This window comes from Brevundimonas sp. Leaf280 (assembly GCF_001422455.1).
In the GTDB taxonomy this organism is placed as follows: domain Bacteria; phylum Pseudomonadota; class Alphaproteobacteria; order Caulobacterales; family Caulobacteraceae; genus Brevundimonas.
The window spans coordinates 140059-160615 of record NZ_LMNC01000002.1; the positions used below are offsets into that span (position 1 = coordinate 140059).

The following is a 20557-nucleotide window of genomic DNA, read 5'->3' on the forward strand; positions in this document are numbered from 1 at the left end:
GCCATGGACCCCGTTTCCTTCTGGGCCACGCCTCTGGGCTGGACGCTGATCACGGTCGGCCAGGTCCTGCTGATCACGGTCGGCGTGCTGATCGCCGTCGCCTTCCTGCTGTTGGCCGACCGCAAGGTCTGGGCCGGGGTGCAGATGCGCAAGGGTCCGAACGTCGTCGGTCCCTTCGGCCTGCTTCAATCCTTCGCCGACATGATCAAGTTCGTGCTGAAGGAGGTCGTGATCCCGGCCGGCGCGGACAAGGCGGTCTTCATCATCGCCCCGATCATCACCGTCATCCTGGCCTTCATGGCCTGGGCGGTCATTCCGTTCGCGCCCGGCTGGGTGGTGTCGGACCTGAACGTCGGCATCCTGTACATCTTCGCCGTGTCGTCGCTGGGCGTTTACGGCATCATCATGGGCGGTTGGGCTTCGAACTCGAAGTATCCGTTCCTGGGTTCGCTGCGTTCGGCGGCGCAGATGGTGTCGTATGAAGTCTCGCTGGGCCTGATCATCATCAATGTGATCCTGCTGGCCGGCACCATGAACCTGTCGGCCATCGTCGACAGCCAGAAGGGCATGTTCTGGAACTGGTACGGCTTCGGCGGCGGCGCCGATACCTGGCCGCTGGTCGTGATCCTGTTCCCGATGTCGATCATCTTCTTCATCTCGGCCCTGGCCGAGACCAACCGCCCGCCGTTCGACCTGCCCGAGGCCGAGTCCGAACTGGTCGCGGGTTATCAGGTCGAATACAGCTCGACGCCGTATCTGCTGTTCATGATGGGCGAGTACGTCAACATCGTCTTCATGTCGGCGATGATCAGCCTGCTGTTCTTCGGCGGCTGGAACCCCGGCGTGCCGCAGGCGTGGATGGATGGGCTGCCGGCCTGGATCGCCTATACGATCTATCTGCTGACCTTCATGGCCAAGACGGTCTTCTGGTTCATCATGATCTCGATGGTGAAGGCGTTCGTGCCGCGCTATCGCTATGACCAGCTGATGCGTCTGGGCTGGAAGATCTTCCTGCCGACGTCGCTGGTCGCGGTCGTGATCGTGTCGGCATGGCGCGTCTTCGTGGTGGGGTCGTGATGCGCGGCGTCATCATCGGCCTCGGTCTTCTGACGATGACCGCCGCATGCGCGCCCGACGCGTCGCGCATGCCCGAGTCGAGCTATCAATGGCAGCAACGCCAGGACCGCATCGAACAGGACTGGCGCGCCAGCCAGCCCGCACCCCAGACGACGCCCGCCCCCAAGGATAAGCCCTGATGTTCACCCGTATCGTCCAGGCGACCAAGGGCGCGATGATGCTGGACGTCATCGGCGCCATCGGTCTGTCGCTGAAATATATGGCCCGTCCCAAGATGACGGTGAACTATCCGTTCGAGCGCAATCCGCAGTCGCCACGTTTCCGTGGCGAACACGCGTTGCGTCGCTATGCGAACGGTGAGGAACGCTGCATCGCGTGCAAGCTGTGCGAAGCCATCTGCCCCGCCCAGGCCATCACCATCGAGGCCGAGCCGCGCGCCGACGGCAGCCGCCGCACGACCCGCTACGACATCGACATGGTCAAGTGCATCTACTGCGGCCTGTGCCAAGAGGCCTGCCCGGTGGACGCCATCGTGGAAGGGCCGAACTCGGAGTTCGCCGTCGAGACGCGCGAAGAGCTGCTCTACGACAAGCAACGCCTGCTTGATAACGGCGACCGCTGGGAACGGCAGATCGCCAAGAATCTGGAACTCGACGCGCCTTACCGCTAAGGCGCATCTCGCTAAACGGGTCGGCGATTCCTGAATGGGGGTCGCGGCCGATACGAAAGGGGCTTCGTCCCGACATGCTGCAAGGCATAGCCTTCTATCTGCTGGCGGCGGTCGCCACGGTTTCCGGCCTTTTGGTCGTGACCGCGCGCAACCCGGTGCACAGCGTGCTGTGGTTGATCCTGGCCTTCTTCTCGTCGGCGGGTCTGTTCGTCCTGCTGGGCGCCGAGTTTCTGGCGATGCTGCTGGTGGTCGTCTATGTGGGCGCGGTCGCGGTGCTGTTCCTGTTCGTCGTCATGATGCTGGACGTGGACTTCCTGAAGCTGCGCGAAGGTTACGCTCGCTATCTGCCGCTGGGCGCCATCATCGCCGCCGTGCTGCTGGTCGAGATGATCATCGTCTCGGTCGCCGTGGTTCAGGGCGGCGCTGCTGCGGGCCTGCCGGCGCCGGGCGCGCCGGACGCCAGTGTGACGAACGTCGAGGCCATCGGCCGCGTGCTCTACACAGACTATGTCTACTTCTTCCAGGCGGCTGGGATCGTTCTGCTGATCGCGATGATCGGCGCCATCACACTGACCCTGCGCCACAAGCCGCACATCAAACGCCAGAACCCCGGCGACCAGGTGAACCGTGACCGTCGCAAGTCGGTCGAGATCAAGTCCGCCGCCACGGGCGAAGGCGTCAGCGCCGAGGAGCTTCTCTGATGATCGGTCTGACCCACTATCTGACGGTCGCTGCGATCCTGTTCACCATCGGTGTGTTCGGCATCTTCGTGAACCGTAAGAACGTCATCATCATCCTGATGTCGATCGAGCTGATCCTGCTGGCGGTGAACATCAACTTCGTCGCCTTCTCGGCCTATCTGAACGAGATCAGCGGGCAGATCATGGCGATGTTCGTCCTGACCGTCGCCGCGGCCGAGGCCGCCGTCGGCCTGGCGATCCTGGTGACCTTCTTCCGTAACCGCGGCGACATCGCCGTGGACGACGCCTCCGTGATGAAGGGCTGAGCGTGACCTTCCATACCCTCGTCATTCTCGGGATCTTCGCCCCGCTGCTGGGCGCGGCGATCGCCGGCTTCTTCGGACGCCGGATCGGCAACATCCCGTCGCAGGCCGTTACGACCGGCCTGCTGTTCTTCTCTTGCGTCGTGGCCTGGACGGTGTTCGTCCAATGGACCTGGGGCCATCTGGAGCCCTTCACCATTCGCCTGGCGCCCTTCATCAACGTCGGCGACTTCCAGTCGGCCTGGTCGATCCGTATCGACGCCCTCTCGGCGATCATGCTGATCGTGGTCACCAGCGTGTCGTCGCTGGTTCACCTGTACTCCTGGGGCTACATGACCGAGGACGACAGCCGGCCGCGCTTCTTCGCCTATCTGTCGCTGTTCACCTTCATGATGCTGGCGCTGGTGACGGCGGCCGACTTCATGCAGATCTTCTTCGGCTGGGAAGGCGTGGGCCTGGCGTCCTATCTGCTGATCGGCTTCTGGTTCAAGAAGCCGACGGCCAGCGCCGCCGCCATCAAGGCCTTCGTCGTCAACCGCGTCGGCGACTTCGGTTTCGTGCTGGGGATCATGACGATCTTCTGGATGTACGGCACCATCAACTTCGCCGAACTGTTCCCGCTGATCGCCACCAAGGCCGGCACGACGTGGGAGTTCCTGGGCGTCCAGTGGTCCGCGCTGGATCTGGCCGGCTTCCTGCTGTTCATCGGCGCCATGGGCAAGTCGGCTCAGTTCTTCCTGCACACCTGGTTGCCGGACGCGATGGAAGGCCCGACCCCGGTGTCGGCGCTGATCCACGCCGCGACCATGGTCACCGCCGGCGTCTATATGGTCTGCCTGTTGAGCCCCATCTATGAATATGCGCCGGGCGCGTCGCAGATCATCGCCATCATCGGCGCCATCACGGCCCTGTTCGCCGCCACGGTCGGCCTGACCCAGAACGACATCAAGCGGGTCATCGCCTATTCGACCTGTTCGCAGCTGGGCTACATGTTCTTCGCGGCGGGCGTCGGCGCCTATCAGGCGGCCATGTTCCACCTGTTCACGCACGCCTTCTTCAAGGCGCTGCTGTTCCTGGGCGCCGGTTCGGTCATCCACGGCATGCATCACGAGCAGGATATGCGGAAGATGGGCGGGCTGTGGAAGCTGCTGCCGGTCACCTATGCAGTGATGACCATCGGCACCATCGCCATCACCGGCCTCGGCATCCCCGGCGTCGGCGGCTTCGCCGGCTTCTACTCCAAGGATTCGATCATCGAGAGCGCCTATGCCTCGGCGGCCTCGGGTCACTCGGCCATCGGTCTGTTCGCCTTCTTCGTCGGCATCATCGCCGCCGGTCTGACGGCCTACTATTCGTGGCGCCTGGTCTTCATGACCTTCCACAACAAGCCGGTGTGGAAGGAAGAGGGCGACGCCCATCATGCTGACGACCACGCTTCCCACGCCCAGCTGGAAACCCATTCCGAGCCGGTCGGCGATCATCACGACGATCATGCGCATGACGACCACGGTCATCATGGTCCGCTGAAGCCGCATGAGAGCCCGCTGGTCATGCTGGTTCCGCTGATCCTGCTGTCGGTCGGCGCCGTCGCCGCCGGCTTCGTCTTCGCGCCGCACTTTATCGGCCACCATGAGGGCGAGTTCTGGCGCGGCGCGATCTTCACCGGTGCGAACAACCACGTCCTGCACGAAAGCCACGACGTTCCGACCTGGGTGAAATGGTCGCCGCTGATCCTGACGCTGATCGGCACCGCCTTCGCCTATTGGATCTACGTCGCTCGCGAGGGCATGGGCCGTCGCATGGCCGAGCGGAACGGCGTCATCTACCGCTTCCTCTACAACAAGTGGTACTTCGACGAGCTGTACGACTTCGTCTTCGTGCGCGGCTTCCGCGCCATCGGGAACTTCTTCTGGAAGATCTGCGACGTGAAGATCATCGACGGTCTGGGCCCGAACGGCGCCGCCTGGGTGTCGCTGAAATCCGCCGCTCGACTGGGCAAGATCCAGTCCGGCTATGTCTATCACTACGCCTTCGTGATGCTGCTCGGGGTGGCTGGTCTGCTCACCTTCGCCATCCTCGCGTGGGGAGCCTGATCTCGTGCCCTACATCCTGAGCCTCGTTACATTCCTGCCCCTGGTCGGGGCCCTGGCGATCTTCGCCGCCCGGCTGACGTCAAAGTCGGCCGATGCGACCGCACCGGCCGCGCGCTGGATCGCGTTGATCACCACCCTGGTGACCCTGGTGGTGTCGGTCGCGCTGGTCGCCGGCTTCGATCCGGCTAACACCGGCTATCAGTTTGTGGAGATGGTCCCGTGGTTCGCGGGCGCCAGCTATCACCTGGGCGTCGACGGGATTTCGATCCTGTTCGTGCTCCTGACGGCCTTCCTGATGCCGATCTGCATCCTGGCCAGCTGGAAGTCGGTCGAAACGCGCGTCGTCGAATATATGATCGCCTTCCTGGTGCTGGAGACGCTGGTCATCGGGGTATTCACCTCGCTGGACCTGTTCCTCTTCTACATCTTCTTCGAAGGCACCCTGGTCCCGATGTTCCTGATCATCGGCATCTGGGGCGGTCAGAACCGCATCTATGCGGCCTACAAGTTCTTCCTCTACACCCTGCTGGGGTCCGTCCTGATGCTGCTGGCCATGCTGTGGATGGCGCATGAGGCGGGCACCACCAGCATTCCCGAGCTGAAGCGTTTCGCCTTCGATCCCGCCGTCCAGCCGATCCTGTGGTTGGCCTTCTTCGCCTCGTTCGCGGTCAAGATGCCGATGTGGCCGGTCCACACCTGGCTGCCCGACGCCCACGTTCAGGCGCCGACGGCCGGTTCGGTCATCCTGGCGGGCATTCTGCTGAAGCTGGGCGGCTATGGCTTCATCCTGTTCAACGTGCCGATGTTCCCGATGGCGTCGGAGATGTTCCGGCCGCTGGTCTTCACCCTGTCGGTGATCGCCATCGTCTATACGTCGCTGGTCGCCTGGCGTCAGACGGACATCAAGAAGCTGATCGCCTATTCGTCCGTGGCCCACATGGGCTTCGTGACCTTGGGCATTTTCGCCGGCAACGACATCGGCATGCAGGGCGCCATCTTCCAGATGATCAGCCACGGCCTGATCTCGGGCGCCTTGTTCCTGTGCGTCGGCGTCGTCTACGACCGGATGCACACTCGCGAGATCGCCTTCTACGGCGGCCTGACGTCCAAGATGCCGTGGTACGCCGCCATCTTCCTGATGTTCACCATGGCCAACGTCGGCCTGCCGGGGACCTCGGGCTTCATCGGCGAAGTTCTGACCATGACGGGCGCCTACAACGCCTCGACCTGGGCGGCGCTGGTCGCGGCCTCGGGCGTCATCTTCTCGGCGGTCTACGCCCTGACCCTGTACCGCGCGGTCATGTTCGGCGAGATCACCAATCCGAAGCTTGAGACCATCACCGACATCGACAAGCGCGAACTCCTGCTGTTCGTGCCCCTGATCGTCGGCACCATCTGGCTGGGGGTCCATCCGGCCTCAGTCCTTGATTATACCGGGCCTGCCGTCGAGGCCCTGACCAGCGCGTATCGCGCCGCGATCGGCGGGTGAGACTTACAGATGCCTGATCTATCCTCCGCCCTGCATCTCGCCGCCTCGGAAGTCACCCTCGCGGTCGGCGCCCTGGTCCTGCTGATGGTCGGCGCCTTCATGGGCGACAAGAGCGCCCGTCTGGTCTCGATCCTGTCGGTCCTGCTGCTGATCGCTGCATCGGTCATCTCGATCGTCGGACCGTGGGGCGTCGCCTTCAACGGCGCCTATGTCGCCGATCCGCTGGCCATCTACGCCAAGAGCCTGATCTATTTGTCGGCCGCCGTGGCGGTCGTGCTGGGTGACGGCTGGATGAAGCGTACGCGCATCGCCAAGTTCGAATATCCGGTCCTGATCGTGTTGGCCTCGGCCGGCATGGGGATGATGGCGTCCTCGGGCGACCTGATCTCCATGTATGTCGGGATCGAGCTGCACTCGCTGGCCCTGTATGTGCTCGCCGCCTTCCACCGCAACGACGTCAAGGCGTCGGAAGCGGGCCTGAAGTATTTCGTCCTGGGCGCGCTGTCGTCGGGCCTGCTGCTGTATGGCGCCAGCCTCATCTACGGCTTCGCCGGCTCTATGCGGTTCGAGGACATCGCCGCCGTCGCCGCCGACAATCCCGGCCCGGGCCTGGTCTTCGGCCTTGTCTTCCTGATCTGCGGCCTGGCGTTCAAGGTATCGGCCGCGCCGTTCCACATGTGGACGCCCGACGTCTATGAAGGCGCGCCGACGCCGGTCGTGGCCCTGTTCGCCACGGCGCCCAAGGTGGCGGCCATGGTGCTGATCGCTCGCGCGCTGGAAAACGGTTTCGGCGACGCCCACGCTCAGTGGTCGCAGGTCCTGATCGCCATCTCGCTGATCAGCTTCGTCGTCGGCGCCTTTGGCGGCCTGGCGCAGAAGGACATCCAGCGCCTGCTAGCCTATTCGTCGATCGCCAACATCGGTTACGCGCTGCTGGGAATTGCGGCGGGCACGGCCGAGGGTTTGCAGGCCATGCTGATGTTCATGACGCTGTATGTCATCGACCAACTGGGCTTCTTCGCCATCCTGCTCAGCCTGTCCAAGTCGGGCCGTCCGATCCGCCGCATCGCCGATCTGGCCGGATTGAAGAAGGATCGTCCGCTGACGGCCGTCGCCCTAACCATCCTGTCGCTGTCGGTCCTCGGCATGCCGCCGTTCTCGGGCTTCTGGGGCAAATACTATGTGTTCGGCGCCGCCGCCGATGCGGGACTGTGGCCTGTCGCGGCCGCCGGTCTGGTCGCGTCGGTCGTCGCCGCCTTCTACTATCTGCGCATCATCAAGCTGATGTGGTTTGATGCGCCGGTGGATGACATCGCCACCGACGCCGCGCCGGTCGAGGCCAAGTGGATCGGCTGGGCGTGCGCCGCCTTCGCCTTCCCCCTGGTGATTGTCGGTCTGACCTGGTTGGAGCCGCTGACCAAGGCTGCGAGCGCCGGCTTCGGGAACGGGTAGGGCGTTGGCGCCCGTCCCTCTGGTCATCCTCGACGAGATCGACTCGACCAACGCCGAGGCGCGCCGTCTCGCCGAGGCCGGAGAGGCGGGGCCGCGCTGGATCGTGGCGCGCCGCCAGACAGCCGGCCGCGGTCGGCGGGGTCGCCAGTGGGACACCGATCAGGGCAATCTGGCCGCCACCCTTCTGATCACCACGCCCAAGTCGGCGGCGGAGGCGGCCCAGGCCACCTTCATCGCCGCCCTCGCCGTCGCAGACCTGTTGGACGTCTTCGTTTCGCCCGCACTCGTTTCGATCAAATGGCCCAACGACGTCCTGCTGGACGGGGTCAAGGTGTCGGGCATCCTGGTCGAATCCGGCAGGCATGCGAACGGCGACCTCTGGCTTGCGGTCGGCATCGGCGTGAACTTGGCCCATGCGCCTGAGGGCACCGAACGGGGGGCGACCTCGGTTGCCGAACGACTGCGCGCCGACCTGGCCTATGTCCCGCCGATCGAGGCCGCTGCCGAAATCCTGGCCGAGACCTTCGCCGTCTGGTGGGGGCGTTGGCAGACGATGGGATTCGAGCCTGTGCTGGACGCCTGGACCAGCCGCCTGACGGGCCTGAACGGACCGTGCGTCGCGCGACTAGATAACGAGACGATCGAGGGACAGGCCGAGGGCGTGGAGCCGGATGGCGCCCTGCGCCTGCGTTTGGCCGACGGCTCCGTGCGTTTGATTTCCGCCGGCGACGTCTTCTTCGGGAAAGCCGCCTGATGCTTCTCGCCATCGAGCAGGGCAACACCAATACGCTGTTCGCCGTTCACGACGGTTCGGATTGGATCGCCCAGTGGCGCGCCGCGACCGAGGCCAGCCGCACGGCCGATGAATACGCCGTCTGGCTGAACCAACTGATGGTGATGAAGGGGCTCAAGTTCGACGCCCTCGGCGGCTGCATCATCTCCAGCGTCGTGCCCCAGTCGATCTTCAACCTGCGCAATCTGGCGCGGCGCTATCTGAACATCGAACCGCTGGTCATCGGCGAGAACGCCGAACTGGGCATCGAGGTGCGGATCGCCAAGCCCAGCGAGGCGGGAGCCGACCGTCTGGTCAACGCTGTGGGGGCCTCGCTGATGTATCCGGGCGACCTTCTGCTGATCGACAGCGGCACGGCGACGACCTTTGACATCGTTTCGGGCGACGGCGCCTTCGAGGGCGGTCTGATCGCGCCCGGCATCAATCTGTCGCTTCAGGCGCTGCACGAAGCGGCCGCCAAACTGCCGCGCATCGCCATTCAGAAACCCGAACACATCATCGGCAAGGGCACGGTCGAGGCCATGCAGTCCGGCGTTTTCTGGGGCTATATCTCGTTGATCGAAGGCCTGGTCGGGCGCATCAAGGCGGAGTGGGGCAGGCCCATGACCGTCATCGGCACCGGCGGGGTCGCCAGCCTGTTCGAAGGCGCGACCGACAGCATCGATCACTTCGATCCCGACCTGACTATTCGCGGCCTCCTCGAAATCTGGCGTCGTAACGCCCATTTGACTGATTGAATGAAAAAGCAAACCCAAGACGAACTCGTTTTCCTGCCGCTAGGCGGCTCGGACGAGGTCGGTATGAACCTGAACGCCTATGGCTTTGGCCCAGAGGCGAACCGTGAATGGCTGATCGTCGATGTCGGCGTCACCTTCGGCGACCTGTCTACGCCCGGCGTGGACGTGATCGTGCCGGATCCCACCTTCCTGGAGGGTGAGAACATCAAGGGCATCGTGCTGACCCACGCACACGAAGATCACATCGGCGCTCTGGGCTGGCTGTGGCCGCGCATCAAGGCGCCGATCTACGCCACGCCCTTCACCGCCTATCTGATCCGCGACAAGCTGCGCGAGCGCGGCATTCTGGACGAGGTCGAACTGATCGAGGTGCCGCTCGGCGGGACCGTGGACATCGGCACCTTCGGCGTGACCTTCGTCAACATGACCCACTCGATCGCCGAGCCCAGCGGCTTGGCCATCGATACGCCGCTGGGCATGGTGTTCCACACCGGCGACTGGAAGATCGACGACCAACCGGTGATCGGCACCAAGACCGATGCTCCCGTCATCCGCGCCCTGGGCGACGAAGGCGTGCTGGCCATGGTCTGCGATTCGACCAATGTCTTCGTGCCGGGCGTTGCCGGGTCCGAAGGCGATGTCGCCGTCGCCATCTCCAAGCTGATCGCCAGCCTGAAGGGGCGCGTCGCGGTCGGCTGTTTCGCCTCCAACGTCGCCCGGATGGACAGCGTGATCCGTGCGGCCGAGGCCTGCGGGCGTCGCGTGGCCCTGGCCGGCCGGTCGATGCACCGGATCACGGCGGCGGCCAAGCACGTCGGCATGCTGAAGGACGTGAAGCCCTTCCTGTCGGACGAGGAGGCCCGCGTCTGGCCCGCCGATCAGATTCTGTATCTGTGCACCGGCAGCCAGGGCGAGGCGAGGGCGGCGCTGTCGCGCGTCGCCGACGGCACCCACCCGGTCGTGAAACTGGGTCTGGGCGACCACTGCATCTTCTCGTCGCGCCAGATCCCCGGCAACGAACTGGCGATCGGCAATCTGCAGGACCGGCTCGCGGACCGCGGCGTGCGGCTCTACACCGAGAAGGATCACCCCGGCATCCACGTCTCCGGCCACCCCTGCCGTGACGAGCTGAAGCAGATGTACGAATGGGCCCGGCCGCAGATCGCGGTGCCGACCCACGGCGTGCGTCGCTTCCTCTTGGAACACGCCAATCTGGCCAAGGACATGGGCGTTCCCGAAACGGTGACGCCGCGCAACGGCGACATGGTCCGCCTGGCCCCTGGCCCGGCCAAGATCATCGACGAGGTGCCGAACGGTCGCCTGTACGTCGACGGCGGCATGCTGGTGACCGAACAGGGCGAGGCTCTGAAGGAACGTCGTCACGCCTCGACCAACGGCGTGCTGATCGTCAGCTTCGCCTTGGACAAGCGCGGCCGCATCGCCAGCGACATCGACATCCGCAGCGTCGGTCTGCCCGGCGATACCGCCACGCCGCTGGGCGATGCCTTGGACAAGCTTGCCGAGCGCGTCGAACAGGTGGTCAAGGGTCTGAAGGGCGATGCGCTGGACGACGAAATGGTCATCGAACAGGCCGTCGCCCGCGTGCTGAAAAAGGCCAGCCAGCAGATCTGGGATCGCCGTCCCATCGTCGAGACTGTCGTCCTGCGGGTCTGATGCAACCTTGACCGTTCGGGCGCATTTTTTGCGCGCCTGAACGGTCGGGAGAGCCCATGTCTGACAAACCCACCCGTGCGCGCCGTCTGCTTGAGCGGGTGCGTCATGCCCGCCATCCGTTGCACGGCTGGCGGCGCTGGGCGGTGATCGCAGGGCAGGGGGTGATCGGCTTCGTCGCCCTGTTCGCCGTCGTCAATCTGGTGCTCAGCCTGTCGACGTTCCGGGGCGAGGATCTGTTGGCGCGGACGGTCCACGAACTGCGCGTCCTGTGGTTCAGCCCGCCGGACGGCACGCCCATGTCGCCCACGGCTTTTCCCACTGTCTATGGCCGCGACCTTGGGTCGGCGCCCGACACGGTCGCCATCCATGCCTATCTGGAGCGCGAAGCCGAGGATGGCGTCTTCCTGCTCGACCATGTGATGGTGGATCGAATCCTGAAGCTGAACGGCCGGATGGATGCGCGCAGCGTGCCATCGGGAGTCTATGTCGGCGCCCACGCCCTAGGGCCGGACGGCATGCCTTTGGTGCCGGTGACCAAGTTCCTGGCTCAGTATCTGCTGTTTCCGCGCCACGCATATATTTTGGTGGTGCCGGAGAGCGGGCCGGCCATCGCCTTTTCCGCCAGCCAGAACGCCAAATTCGGCATCGACACGCATCCAGACCGGCTGTCGGCGGAGATCGCGCCGTTCGACCCGAACGCCTATGACTTCCCCAGTTCGGGTGAGGCTCTGCACGAGATGACCCGCATCACCAACGATCCCGCCCGCGTCGCCACGGCCATCGAGACGTTGAAGGGCGCCCAGGCGCGACTGGCGGCCGAGGGGCTGACCTATGGCCTTTTGGCGCCCAACTCCAACACCGCGGTTGGGTGCGTGCTGCAAGGATCGGGGGCGATCAGCCAACAGGCTCGGTCGTCGATCCTGCTGGCCCTGCGGGCGCCGGGGTTTGGCGCATCGTGCGAATAGCGGTCGCGCCGACGGCCTCAACTCGGATATATCCACGCCGATGACCGAGCGACTCTTCCTGCTGAACCCCGACTGGCACGACGACCAGGGCGGTCCGTGGTTCTGCCCGCCCGGGGCCTATATCGAGGGCGTCCTGGGCTTCTATCCTCAGCTTCGCGATGCGCTCGACGTCGTCTATCTGGACCATCCGCGCCCGCGCCTGCCGGTCATCGACCAAGTCGGTGAGGCGCATCAAAGCTGCCCCATCCTGATCCTGGACGGCGAACTGGATTGGCCCGAGGCCGAGGTCAGCGAAACGACCGGCCGGCCATTTCTTCAAGATCACGCCATCGCTCCCTATCTGGCGGCCCGCTACGGCGTCGGCCGGCCCCATCCCTAGAGGTCCGTCATGCCCATCGGCGTCTTCACCATGGTCGGCATCTACATCATCGCCTGGTGGACGGTGCTGTTCGCCGTGCTGCCGCTGGGCACGGCGAGCGAGACGCACGAGCCGCCGACCGACGGCTCACAATGGGGCGCGCCCAAGACGCCCAATCTGAAGAAGAAGTTTCTGACGACCACCTGGGTCTCGGCCTTGGTCTGGGTGTTCGTGATGGTGCTGATCTTCACGGGCTGGCTGCCCCTGCCGAACTTCGCCAGCGGCCCGGCTGTCTAAACGACGCATCGGCCTAGCTTTCGCCCCGTCCGAGCGTCTAAAGCCTTGTTCCGTCTCTACGCCTAGGATTCCCGACCATGCGCCTGTCGCGCTTTTTCCTGCCCACGCTGAAGGAAGCCCCTTCGGACGCCCAGATCGTCTCGCACCAGCTGATGCTGCGCGCCGGCATGATCAAGCAGGAGGCCGCCGGCATCTACGCCTGGCTGCCGCTGGGCCTGCGGGTGCTGCGCAAGATCGAGCAGATCGTTCGTGAAGAGCAGCAGCGGGCCGGGGCGGTCGAACTGCTCATGCCGACGCTGCAACTGGCCGATCTGTGGCGCGAGAGCGGCCGCTATGACGCCTATGGCCCCGAGATGCTGCGCATCACCGACCGCCACGAGCGCGAGCTGCTGTACGGGCCGACGAATGAGGAGATGATCACCGACATCTTCCGGGCCTATGTGAAGTCCTACAAGTCGCTGCCGCTGAACCTGTTTCACATCCAGTGGAAGTTCCGCGACGAGCGCCGTCCGCGCTTTGGCGTGATGCGCGGGCGCGAGTTCCTGATGAAGGACGCCTATTCGTTCGACGTGGACGAGGCCGCGGCCCGCGTCGCCTACAACCGCATGTTCGTCGCCTATCTGAACACCTTCGCCCGCATGGGCCTGAAGGCCGTGCCGATGCGCGCCGACACCGGCCCCATCGGCGGCGATCTGAGCCACGAGTTCATCGTCCTGGCCGACACCGGCGAGAGCGAGGTCTTCTGCGACCGCAAGCTGGTCGAGATGCCCGCGCCCGGCGACGACTTCAGCCCGGAAGCCGTCCAGGCCGTCTTCGACGAACGCACCGCCCTCTACGCCGCCACCGAAGAGATGCACGATCCGGCGCAGTTCGAGGCCAAGACCGCCGAGGGCGACCGCCTGTCGGCGCGCGGCATCGAGGTCGGCCACATCTTCTACTTCGGCACCAAATACTCCGCCCCGATGAAGGCCAAGGTCGCCGGTCCGGACGGTCAGGACGCCGAGGTCCACATGGGCAGCTATGGCGTCGGCGTGTCGCGCCTGCTGGGGGCCATCATCGAAGCGAGCCACGACGCCGGCGGCATCATCTGGCCCGATGCGGTCGCGCCGTTCGACGTGGTCGTGATCAATCTGCGCGCCAATGACGAGGCCGTCTCGGCGGCCTGCGAGGACGCGGTGGCCCAGCTTGAAAAACTCGGCAAGGACGTCCTCTACGACGACACCGACGAGCGTCCGGGCGGCAAGTTCGCGACCGCCGACCTGATCGGCGTGCCGTGGCAGTTGACCATCGGTCCCAAGGGTCTGGCCGACGGCGTGGTCGAACTGAAACGTCGCGCCACCGGCGAAAAGGTCTCCGTGCCGCTCGCCGAAGCCATCGAAAGGCTGACCGCTTGAGCCTGCCGTCCCGTCCGTCCGGCGCCTTCTCCTCGTGGGAGATCGGCCTTGCCCTCCGCTACCTGCGCGCCAAGCGCAAGGAGGGCGGCGTCGCCACCATTGCGGTGATCAGCTTCATCGGGATCATGCTGGCCGTCGCCGTGCTGATCAGCGTGATGAGCATCATGTCCGGCTTCCGCAGCGAACTGCTGGGCCGCATGCTGGCCTTTAACGGCCACATGTATGTGCAGGGGCAGGTCCTGACCTCGCCCGATCGGGAAGCCGCGCTGAAACGCATCCAGGCCGTGCCGGGCGTCGCCAGCGCCAGTCCGCTGAACGAGGCGCAAAGCCTGATCCGCGTCGGCAGCTATACGACCGGCGCCATCGCCAAGGGCATCCGCCCTGAGGATCTGGCCAAGACCCAGTATGTCTTCGACAGCTTAAGCCCGCAGGAACGCGCCAGCTTCGGCAAGGGCCCTTACGGCGGCGACCGCATTCTAGTCGGCGCGGCCCTGGCCAACTCCATGGGCCTGCGCGTCGGCGATCCTGTGACCCTGTATTCGCCGACCGGGGCCGACAGCGCCTTCGGCAACCTCGGCGGACTTGAGAAGACCTATTTCGTCGGCGGCCTGTTCCGCTCGGGCGCCGCCGATTACGACCGCGCGTTCATCTTCATGCCTCTAGAGCAACAGCAGCTCTTCTTCGGCAAGGAAGGCGTCTGGGACGCGATCGAGATCAAGGTCGACGACCCCGATCAGGTCGGCGCCCTGACCGCCGCCATCCGCGACGCGGCCGGTCCCGGCTCGGTCGTCAGCGACTGGCGCGAGCGGCTCGCCGCCTTCTACGGCGCGCTGAAGGTCGAACGCGTGGCCATGAGCATCATCCTGGGCCTCGTCGTGGCCATCGCCGCCATGAACATCATTTCCGGCATCGTCATGCTGGTGAAGAATAAGGGCCGCGACATCGCCATCCTGCGCACCATCGGCGCCAGCCCCTCGGCGATCCTGCGCGTCTTCTTCATGGCCGGCGCCATGATCGGGGTCGCGGGCACCATCGCGGGGCTGATCCTTGGTCTGCTGTTCTGCTGGAATATTGGTTCGATCCAGCATTTCCTGGAGTTCGTGCTGCAGACCAAGCTGTTCGATTCCGACGTCTATATGCTGGACGCCATCCCGGCCCTGGTCGATCCGGTGGACGTGACCTGGGTGGCCTTCTGGTCCCTGTTGATGAGCTGTATCGCCAGCCTGCCGCCGTCTTGGAACGCGTCTCGCATCGATCCCGTGGAGGCGCTGCGCTATGAGTAAGGCTCCCATCCTTTCGGTGCGCGGCCTGACCCGCACCTATGACACCGCCCAAGGCGGCCTGACCGTGCTGAAGGGCGTGGATCTGGACGTCTATCCCGGCGAACTGGTCGGACTGATCGGACCGTCGGGCTCGGGCAAGTCGTCGCTGCTGCACGCCGCCGGCCTGTTGGAGAAGCCCACCAGCGGCACGGTCGCCATCGACGGCGAACAGGTCGGTGATCTGGACGAGCGCGCCCGCACACGCCTGCGCCTGGGCCGGATCGGCTTCGTCTACCAGTTCCACCACCTCCTGCCCGAGTTCGATGCGCGGGACAATGTCGCCCTGCCGATGCGGATCGCCGGGTTGTCCCAAGACGAGGCGCGCAAACGCGCCGAGGTCACGCTGACGGCCCTGGGGCTAGGCGAACGCCTGACGCACCAGCCGGCTCAGCTGTCGGGTGGCGAACAGCAGCGTGTCGCCATCGGCCGCGCGCTGGCCAACGGCCCGCGCCTGCTGCTGGCCGACGAGCCGACCGGCAATCTGGATCCGACCACCAGCCAGTCGGTGTTTGAATCCCTGCGCGACTTGGCTAAGACCACGGGCGTCGCCGCCCTGATCGCCACGCACAATATGGAGTTGGCCGGCCATATGGACCGCGTCTTCGCCCTGAAGGACGGTCATCTGGAAGAGCGCGAGGCCCAGAGCCACGCCTACTGAGCCACGCCTATCGCTCAGCTGACGGCGGCGTCGCCCCAGATCGCTCGCAGGCGTTCGGGGCGGCGGCATCCGATCCGGTAGGCCTGATAGCTGGCGGCGTGGCGCTTGGCGTAGTTCTGATGCTCCTCGCCGGCTGGCCAGAACCGCTGGGCGCCGACGACTGGCGTCGTGAAGCTCTTTCTCAGCACGCGCATGGCCGCATCGCGCGAGGCGACGGCGTCCGCGCGTTGGGCCGCTGTTGCAAAGACGGCGGATCGATAGGACGGGCCGTGGTCGCAGAACTGACCGTTAGGATCCGTCGGGTCGATGGTGCGCCAATAGCGATCGACCAGGGTGCGATAGCTGACCACGCGCGGATCGAAGGTGACCTGCACCGCCTCCATATGGCCGGTGCCGCCGCGCACCACCTGCTCATAGGTCGGGTTTGCGGTATGGCCGCCGACGAAGCCGGACACGGCCGAGCGCACCCCCGGCACGTCGTCGAAGGCCTTCTCCTCCGACCAGAAGCAGCCGCCGGCGAAGATCGCGGTCTGAAACGCCGTCTGCGCCTCGGCCTGACGGGCCAAGGGCGTGCCGATCGCCAGCGCAGCGACGGTCAAGGATGCAACGGCGGCGAGGGCGGTCGTGCGAAGGGACATGATCTCATCTCCTATTGCAATGACTACGACGGCGACGCGCAAACGGTTTCACCGAGAACGACTTGACCGGAACAAAACGCCAACATAGAACATTAGCAGAACATATCGGATGTCTCGGAGCCAAGGTCATGCCGCGTTTGATGAGGGATATGCTGTCGCTGGCGTCGTGCGGCGGTTTTGTTTGGATGGTCTGGACCGTGGCGATCAGCGTCACCGCCTGAGATCAGACGAATTAGACACTTTAGACGGTGTTTTTTCGAGGACCGTCTGAAGCCAGCGATCCACAGCCGATCCGTGGGGCGACCGGTTTGCGATGGCCGCGCGCCACCCGATATGAGACTCAGGTTAGAGTAGGGCTCTTCAGCGGGCCGGGGTCGAAGAAGGCGTGAACGAGCCGGTGAACAGTCAGGGTTTTGTCCATCTGCGGGTCCGTTCGGCCTATTCGCTGCTGGAAGGCGCGATCAAGGCGGCCAAGGTCGGCAAGCTGGCGGCCGACGCCGGGATGCCGGCGGTTGGGGTGGCGGACAGGGCCAACCTGTTCGGCGCGCTGGAGTTCAGCCAGACGGCTAAAGATGCGGGCGTTCAGCCGCTCGTGGCCTGCGCCCTGCCGGTCTTTGGCATCGGGGGCCAGATCAACGCCCGTTGGGCCAAGGTTCCGACCGTGGTTCTGCTGGCTCAGGATACAGCCGGGTGGCTGAACCTGTGCGCCCTGTCGTCGTCGGCCTATCTGGACGCCGGAGAAATGGCCGAGCCGGGCGTGGCCTGGGAGCAGGTCGTCGCCCGCTCCGAAGGCCTGATCCTGCTGTCCGGCGGCCCGGATGGCCCGGTCGATTCGCTGTTCGCCCAGGGCAAGAAGGCCGAAGGCGCCGCGGCTCTGGCGGCGATGAAGGCGGCGTTCGGCGACCGCTTCTACGTCGAGCTGCAACGCCACGGGCTGGAGGACGAAAAGCGCGCCGAGCCCGGTCTGGTCGAATGGGCCTATGCGAACGACGTGCCGCTGGTCGCCACCAACGACGTCTATTACGCCAAGGCGGCGCAGGCGAAATCCCACGATGCCCTGCTGTGCATCGCCGATGGCGCCTTCACCGGCCAGGAAGATCGCCGCCGCATCACCGGCGAACACTGGTTCAAGCCGGCCGCCGTCATGCGCGAGCTGTTCGCCGACTTGCCTGAGGCTTGCGACAACACCATCGACATCGCGCGGCGCTGCGCCTTCCTGGTCAATACGCACGCGCCCATCCTGCCGCGTTTCGACACCGGGGCCGGGCGCTCCGAGGCCGATGAACTGGCCCATCAGGCGCGCGAGGGGCTGAAGGTCCGCCTGACCGAGGTCACGCCGGCCGTTCCCGAAGAGGAATACTGGACCCGCCTGGAATGGGAGGTCGGGATCATCCAGCAGATGGGCTTCCCCGGCTACTTCCTCATCGTGTCGGACTTCATCAAATGGGCCAAGACCCACGGCATTCCCGTGGGGCCGGGGCGCGGCTCCGGCGCCGGCTCGCTGGTCGCCTGGTCCCTGACCATTACCGATCTGGACCCGCTGCGGTTCGGCCTGCTGTTCGAGCGGTTCCTGAACCCCGAACGCGTCTCCATGCCCGACTTCGACATCGACTTCTGCCAGGAGCGGCGCGAAGAGGTGATCGACTATGTGCAGGACCGCTACGGTAAGGACCGGGTGGCCCAGATCATCACCTTCGGCACCTTGCAGGCGCGGGCCGTGCTGCGCGATGTGGGCCGGGTGCTGCAGATGCCGCTGGGTCAGGTGGACCGGCTCTGTAAGATGGTGCCGAACAACCCGGCAGCGCCCGTCACCCTGGCCCAGGCCATCGACATCGAGCCGCGCCTGAAGGAGGCGCGCGACGCCGAGCCGGCGGTGAAGACCTTGCTGGAAACCGCGCTGGAGCTGGAGGGGCTATACCGCAACGCCTCGACCCACGCCGCCGGCATCGTCATTGGTGACCGGCCGCTGACGGAACTGGTGCCGCTGTATCAGGATCCGCGCTCCACCATTCCGGCGTCCCAGTTTAACATGAAATGGGTCGAGCCGGCGGGCCTGGTGAAGTTCGACTTCCTGGGCCTGAAGACGCTGACGGTGCTGGATCGGGCGCGGGGCTATCTCGAACGGCGCGGCGCAGCCAAGGACTGGAACAGCCTGCCGCTGGATGATGCGCGCACCTATGAGCTGATGGCCTCTGGCCAGACGGTCGGGGTGTTCCAGCTGGAATCTCAGGGCATGCGCGACACCCTGCGCAAGATGCGCTGCGGCTCCATCGAAGAGATCACCGCCCTGATTTCGCTTTATCGGCCGGGGCCGATGGAGATGATCGACACCTATATCGACCGTAAGTTCGGGCGCGCCGAGGTCGACTATCTGCACCCCAGCCTGAAAGAGGTGCTGACCGAGACGTACGGCGTCATCATCTACCAGGAACAGGTGATGAAGATCGCCCAGATCCTGGCGGGCTACAGCCTGGGCGAGGCCGACCTGCTGCGCCGGGCCATGGGCAAGAAGAAGAAGGAGGAGATGGATTTCCAGCGCCTTCGCTTCGTCAAGGGCGCCGCCGAGAAAGCCGTGCCGGAGGTGCAGTCCGGCTCCATCTTCGACCTGGTCGCCAAGTTCGCCGGATACGGCTTCAACAAGTCCCACGCCGCCGCCTATGCTCTGATCTCGTTCCAAACGGGGTGGCTGAAGGCCAATCAGCCGGTCGAGTTCTTCGCGGCCTCCATGAGCCTGGACTTGTCGAACACAGACAAGCTGGCGGTCTTCTATCAGGACGCCAAACGGTTCGACGTGCCGGTCCTGGCGCCCGACATCAATCGCTCGTCGGCCGACTTCGACGTAGCTTGGGACGACGACAAGGGGGCGGTGCTCTACGCTTTGGGCGCGATCCGAAACGTGGGTCTCGAGGCGATGAAACACGTCATCGAGGTGCGCGAGACGGGCGGCCGCTTCGCCGACATCTTCGACTTCCTCGAGCGCGTCGATCCGCGCAGCGTCAACAAGCGCGCGCTGGAAGGTCTGGCCAAGGCAGGCGCCTTCGACAGCATCCACCCCAACCGGCGTCAGTTGCTGGAACAGGCCGACGTTCTGATGGCCTATTGCCAGAGCGTGGCGGCCGAGCGCGCCTCGTCTCAGGTGTCATTGTTCGGCGGCGACCAGGCTCATGCCGGTCGGCCGCGTCTGAAGAGCGTCGAACCCTGGGTCGGGCCGGAGAGGCTGGATCACGAACTGTCGGCGGTCGGCTTCTATCTGTCGGGCCACCCGCTGGACGAGATGACCTCAGCCCTGAAGCGCAAGCGCGTCACCTTCGTCGCCGAAGCGATTCCGCTGGCTGAGTCCGGCCACGAAGCCTTCCAGATGGCGGGTGTTGTTCGCCGCAAACAGGAGCGGGCCAGCGCGCGGACGGGCGAGAAGTTCGCTTTCGTGACCTTCTCGGATCCGACTGGCGAGTTCGAATGCCTGTTCCCGCCCGAACAACTGCGCAAATGCCGCGAGGTGCTGGAGCCCGGCGCATCGGTGATGGTGCGGGTGCGCGCCAAATCGTCGGAGGGGGAGGTGCGTTTCTTCGGCGACGACGCCTCGCAAATGGACAATCTGCTGGACGACGCCAACATCGGCCTTCGGATCCATGTCTCGGCCCGCAGCGCGGACGCCGAGGCCTTGAGGGCGCGGCTGGAACGCGCGCGATCGGGCGCGATCGGCAAGGGCGGGGAGGTGTCGCTGATGATCGCAGGCCTCGATCAGGGGCGCGAGGTCGAGGTCAAGATTCCCGGTCGTTATCGCCTGGACGGCGCGTTGCGCGGCGCGTTGAAGTCAGCGCCGGGCGTCGTCATGCTAGAGGACGCCTGAGCCCTCGCGGATATGGTTAAGCTTTTGATTTTTCGGAACCTCACGGACGCGTGATGGGTTTGGTCAGTCCATAGGGAGACTGTTCCA

19 protein-coding genes are annotated in these 20557 nt (G+C 65.1%); 18 read left to right on the top strand and 1 reads right to left on the bottom strand.

The window, feature by feature from the left end; translation table 11 throughout:
• Nucleotides 1–3 precede the first annotated feature (3 nt).
• The 17 genes from nuoH to ASF31_RS04295 all read left to right on the top strand — a co-directional run bounded on the left by nuoH (nucleotide 4) and on the right by ASF31_RS04295 (nucleotide 15982).
• Nucleotides 4–1077, top strand: a complete 1074-nt coding sequence (gene nuoH / locus ASF31_RS04215; protein ID WP_039247406.1) for an NADH-quinone oxidoreductase subunit NuoH — start codon at nucleotides 4–6, stop codon at nucleotides 1075–1077.
• Nucleotides 1077–1256 carry a hypothetical protein gene (locus ASF31_RS04220; protein ID WP_055753492.1) on the top strand — a complete coding sequence of 60 codons (180 nt, stop codon included), beginning with the start codon at nucleotides 1077–1079 and terminating at the stop codon, nucleotides 1254–1256. The genes nuoH and ASF31_RS04220 overlap by 1 nt, the downstream gene beginning before the upstream one ends.
• Nucleotides 1256–1747 carry an NADH-quinone oxidoreductase subunit NuoI gene (nuoI, locus tag ASF31_RS04225; protein ID WP_017503987.1) on the top strand — a complete coding sequence of 164 codons (492 nt, stop codon included), beginning with the start codon at nucleotides 1256–1258 and terminating at the stop codon, nucleotides 1745–1747. The genes ASF31_RS04220 and nuoI overlap by 1 nt, the downstream gene beginning before the upstream one ends.
• 74 nt (nucleotides 1748–1821) lie before the next feature.
• Nucleotides 1822–2448, top strand: a complete 627-nt coding sequence (locus tag ASF31_RS04230) for an NADH-quinone oxidoreductase subunit J (protein WP_017503986.1) — start codon at nucleotides 1822–1824, stop codon at nucleotides 2446–2448.
• Nucleotides 2448–2753: an NADH-quinone oxidoreductase subunit NuoK gene (gene nuoK, locus ASF31_RS04235; protein WP_039247409.1), complete on the top strand. Its 306-nt coding sequence runs from the start codon at nucleotides 2448–2450 to the stop codon at nucleotides 2751–2753. Before ASF31_RS04230 ends, nuoK begins: the two co-directional genes overlap by 1 nt.
• Before the next feature lie 2 nt (nucleotides 2754–2755).
• A complete protein-coding gene (gene nuoL / locus ASF31_RS04240) occupies nucleotides 2756–4843 on the top strand; it encodes an NADH-quinone oxidoreductase subunit L (RefSeq protein WP_055753493.1) in 2088 nt (695 codons plus the stop codon).
• Nucleotides 4844–4847: 4 nt separating this feature from the next.
• The gene (locus ASF31_RS04245; protein ID WP_055753494.1) at nucleotides 4848–6332 is read left to right on the top strand and encodes an NADH-quinone oxidoreductase subunit M; all 1485 of its coding nucleotides are present in this window, start codon (nucleotides 4848–4850) and stop codon (nucleotides 6330–6332) included.
• Between the two features lie 9 nt (nucleotides 6333–6341).
• Nucleotides 6342–7784, top strand: coding sequence for an NADH-quinone oxidoreductase subunit NuoN (gene nuoN / locus ASF31_RS04250; protein WP_055753495.1), 1443 nt, complete (start codon nucleotides 6342–6344; stop codon nucleotides 7782–7784).
• 4 nt (nucleotides 7785–7788) lie between these two features.
• Nucleotides 7789–8538 carry a biotin--[acetyl-CoA-carboxylase] ligase gene (locus ASF31_RS04255; protein ID WP_082465007.1) on the top strand — a complete coding sequence of 250 codons (750 nt, stop codon included), beginning with the start codon at nucleotides 7789–7791 and terminating at the stop codon, nucleotides 8536–8538.
• The gene (locus tag ASF31_RS04260) at nucleotides 8535–9314 is read left to right on the top strand and encodes a type III pantothenate kinase (RefSeq protein WP_055753497.1); all 780 of its coding nucleotides are present in this window, start codon (nucleotides 8535–8537) and stop codon (nucleotides 9312–9314) included. The genes ASF31_RS04255 and ASF31_RS04260 overlap by 4 nt, the downstream gene beginning before the upstream one ends.
• Nucleotides 9315–10988, top strand: coding sequence for a ribonuclease J (locus ASF31_RS04265; protein ID WP_055753498.1), 1674 nt, complete (start codon nucleotides 9315–9317; stop codon nucleotides 10986–10988).
• A gap of 56 nt (nucleotides 10989–11044) precedes the next feature.
• Entirely contained in the window at nucleotides 11045–11953 is a 909-nt protein-coding gene (locus ASF31_RS04270) for a hypothetical protein (protein ID WP_055753499.1), read from the top strand.
• A 40-nt stretch (nucleotides 11954–11993) separates the two neighbouring features.
• Nucleotides 11994–12332, top strand: coding sequence for a DUF3088 family protein (locus ASF31_RS04275; RefSeq protein ID WP_055753500.1), 339 nt, complete (start codon nucleotides 11994–11996; stop codon nucleotides 12330–12332).
• Between the two features lie 9 nt (nucleotides 12333–12341).
• Complete coding sequence (locus ASF31_RS04280) at nucleotides 12342–12608, top strand: DUF1467 family protein (RefSeq protein ID WP_055753501.1); 267 nt, start codon at nucleotides 12342–12344, stop codon at nucleotides 12606–12608.
• Nucleotides 12609–12685: 77 nt separating this feature from the next.
• On the top strand, nucleotides 12686–14002 hold the full coding sequence (gene proS / locus ASF31_RS04285; RefSeq protein ID WP_055753502.1) for a proline--tRNA ligase: 1317 nt from the start codon (nucleotides 12686–12688) through the stop codon (nucleotides 14000–14002).
• Entirely contained in the window at nucleotides 13999–15285 is a 1287-nt protein-coding gene (locus tag ASF31_RS04290; RefSeq protein WP_082465008.1) for a lipoprotein-releasing ABC transporter permease subunit, read from the top strand. The genes proS and ASF31_RS04290 overlap by 4 nt, the downstream gene beginning before the upstream one ends.
• On the top strand, nucleotides 15278–15982 hold the full coding sequence (locus tag ASF31_RS04295; protein ID WP_055753503.1) for an ABC transporter ATP-binding protein: 705 nt from the start codon (nucleotides 15278–15280) through the stop codon (nucleotides 15980–15982). The genes ASF31_RS04290 and ASF31_RS04295 overlap by 8 nt, the downstream gene beginning before the upstream one ends.
• A 14-nt stretch (nucleotides 15983–15996) precedes the next feature.
• On the opposite strand, the gene msrA is transcribed toward ASF31_RS04295, so the two are convergent.
• On the bottom strand, nucleotides 15997–16620 hold the full coding sequence (msrA, locus tag ASF31_RS04300; RefSeq protein WP_055753504.1) for a peptide-methionine (S)-S-oxide reductase MsrA: 624 nt from the start codon (nucleotides 16618–16620) through the stop codon (nucleotides 15997–15999).
• Between the two features lie 385 nt (nucleotides 16621–17005).
• On the opposite strand from msrA, the gene dnaE reads away from it, so the two are divergent.
• Entirely contained in the window at nucleotides 17006–20470 is a 3465-nt protein-coding gene (gene dnaE / locus ASF31_RS04305) for a DNA polymerase III subunit alpha (protein ID WP_082465009.1), read from the top strand.
• The last annotated feature ends 87 nt before the right edge of the window (nucleotides 20471–20557 follow it).

Excerpts from the sequence above, each read along its gene's own strand:
- nuoH (WP_039247406.1), top strand. The coding sequence starts at position 4 with ATGGACCCCGTTTCCTTCTGGGCCACGCCTCTGGGCTGGACGCTGATC.
- ASF31_RS04220 (WP_055753492.1), top strand. The coding sequence starts at position 1,077 with ATGCGCGGCGTCATCATCGGCCTCGGTCTTCTGACGATGACCGCCGCA.
- nuoI (WP_017503987.1), top strand. The coding sequence starts at position 1,256 with ATGTTCACCCGTATCGTCCAGGCGACCAAGGGCGCGATGATGCTGGAC.
- ASF31_RS04230 (WP_017503986.1), top strand. The coding sequence starts at position 1,822 with ATGCTGCAAGGCATAGCCTTCTATCTGCTGGCGGCGGTCGCCACGGTT.
- nuoK (WP_039247409.1), top strand. The coding sequence starts at position 2,448 with ATGATCGGTCTGACCCACTATCTGACGGTCGCTGCGATCCTGTTCACC.
- nuoN (WP_055753495.1), top strand. The coding sequence starts at position 6,342 with ATGCCTGATCTATCCTCCGCCCTGCATCTCGCCGCCTCGGAAGTCACC.
- ASF31_RS04265 (WP_055753498.1), top strand. The coding sequence starts at position 9,315 with ATGAAAAAGCAAACCCAAGACGAACTCGTTTTCCTGCCGCTAGGCGGC.
- ASF31_RS04270 (WP_055753499.1), top strand. The coding sequence starts at position 11,045 with ATGTCTGACAAACCCACCCGTGCGCGCCGTCTGCTTGAGCGGGTGCGT.
- ASF31_RS04275 (WP_055753500.1), top strand. The coding sequence starts at position 11,994 with ATGACCGAGCGACTCTTCCTGCTGAACCCCGACTGGCACGACGACCAG.
- ASF31_RS04280 (WP_055753501.1), top strand. The coding sequence starts at position 12,342 with ATGCCCATCGGCGTCTTCACCATGGTCGGCATCTACATCATCGCCTGG.
- proS (WP_055753502.1), top strand. The coding sequence starts at position 12,686 with ATGCGCCTGTCGCGCTTTTTCCTGCCCACGCTGAAGGAAGCCCCTTCG.
- ASF31_RS04295 (WP_055753503.1), top strand. The coding sequence starts at position 15,278 with ATGAGTAAGGCTCCCATCCTTTCGGTGCGCGGCCTGACCCGCACCTAT.
- msrA (WP_055753504.1), bottom strand. The coding sequence starts at position 16,620 with ATGTCCCTTCGCACGACCGCCCTCGCCGCCGTTGCATCCTTGACCGTC.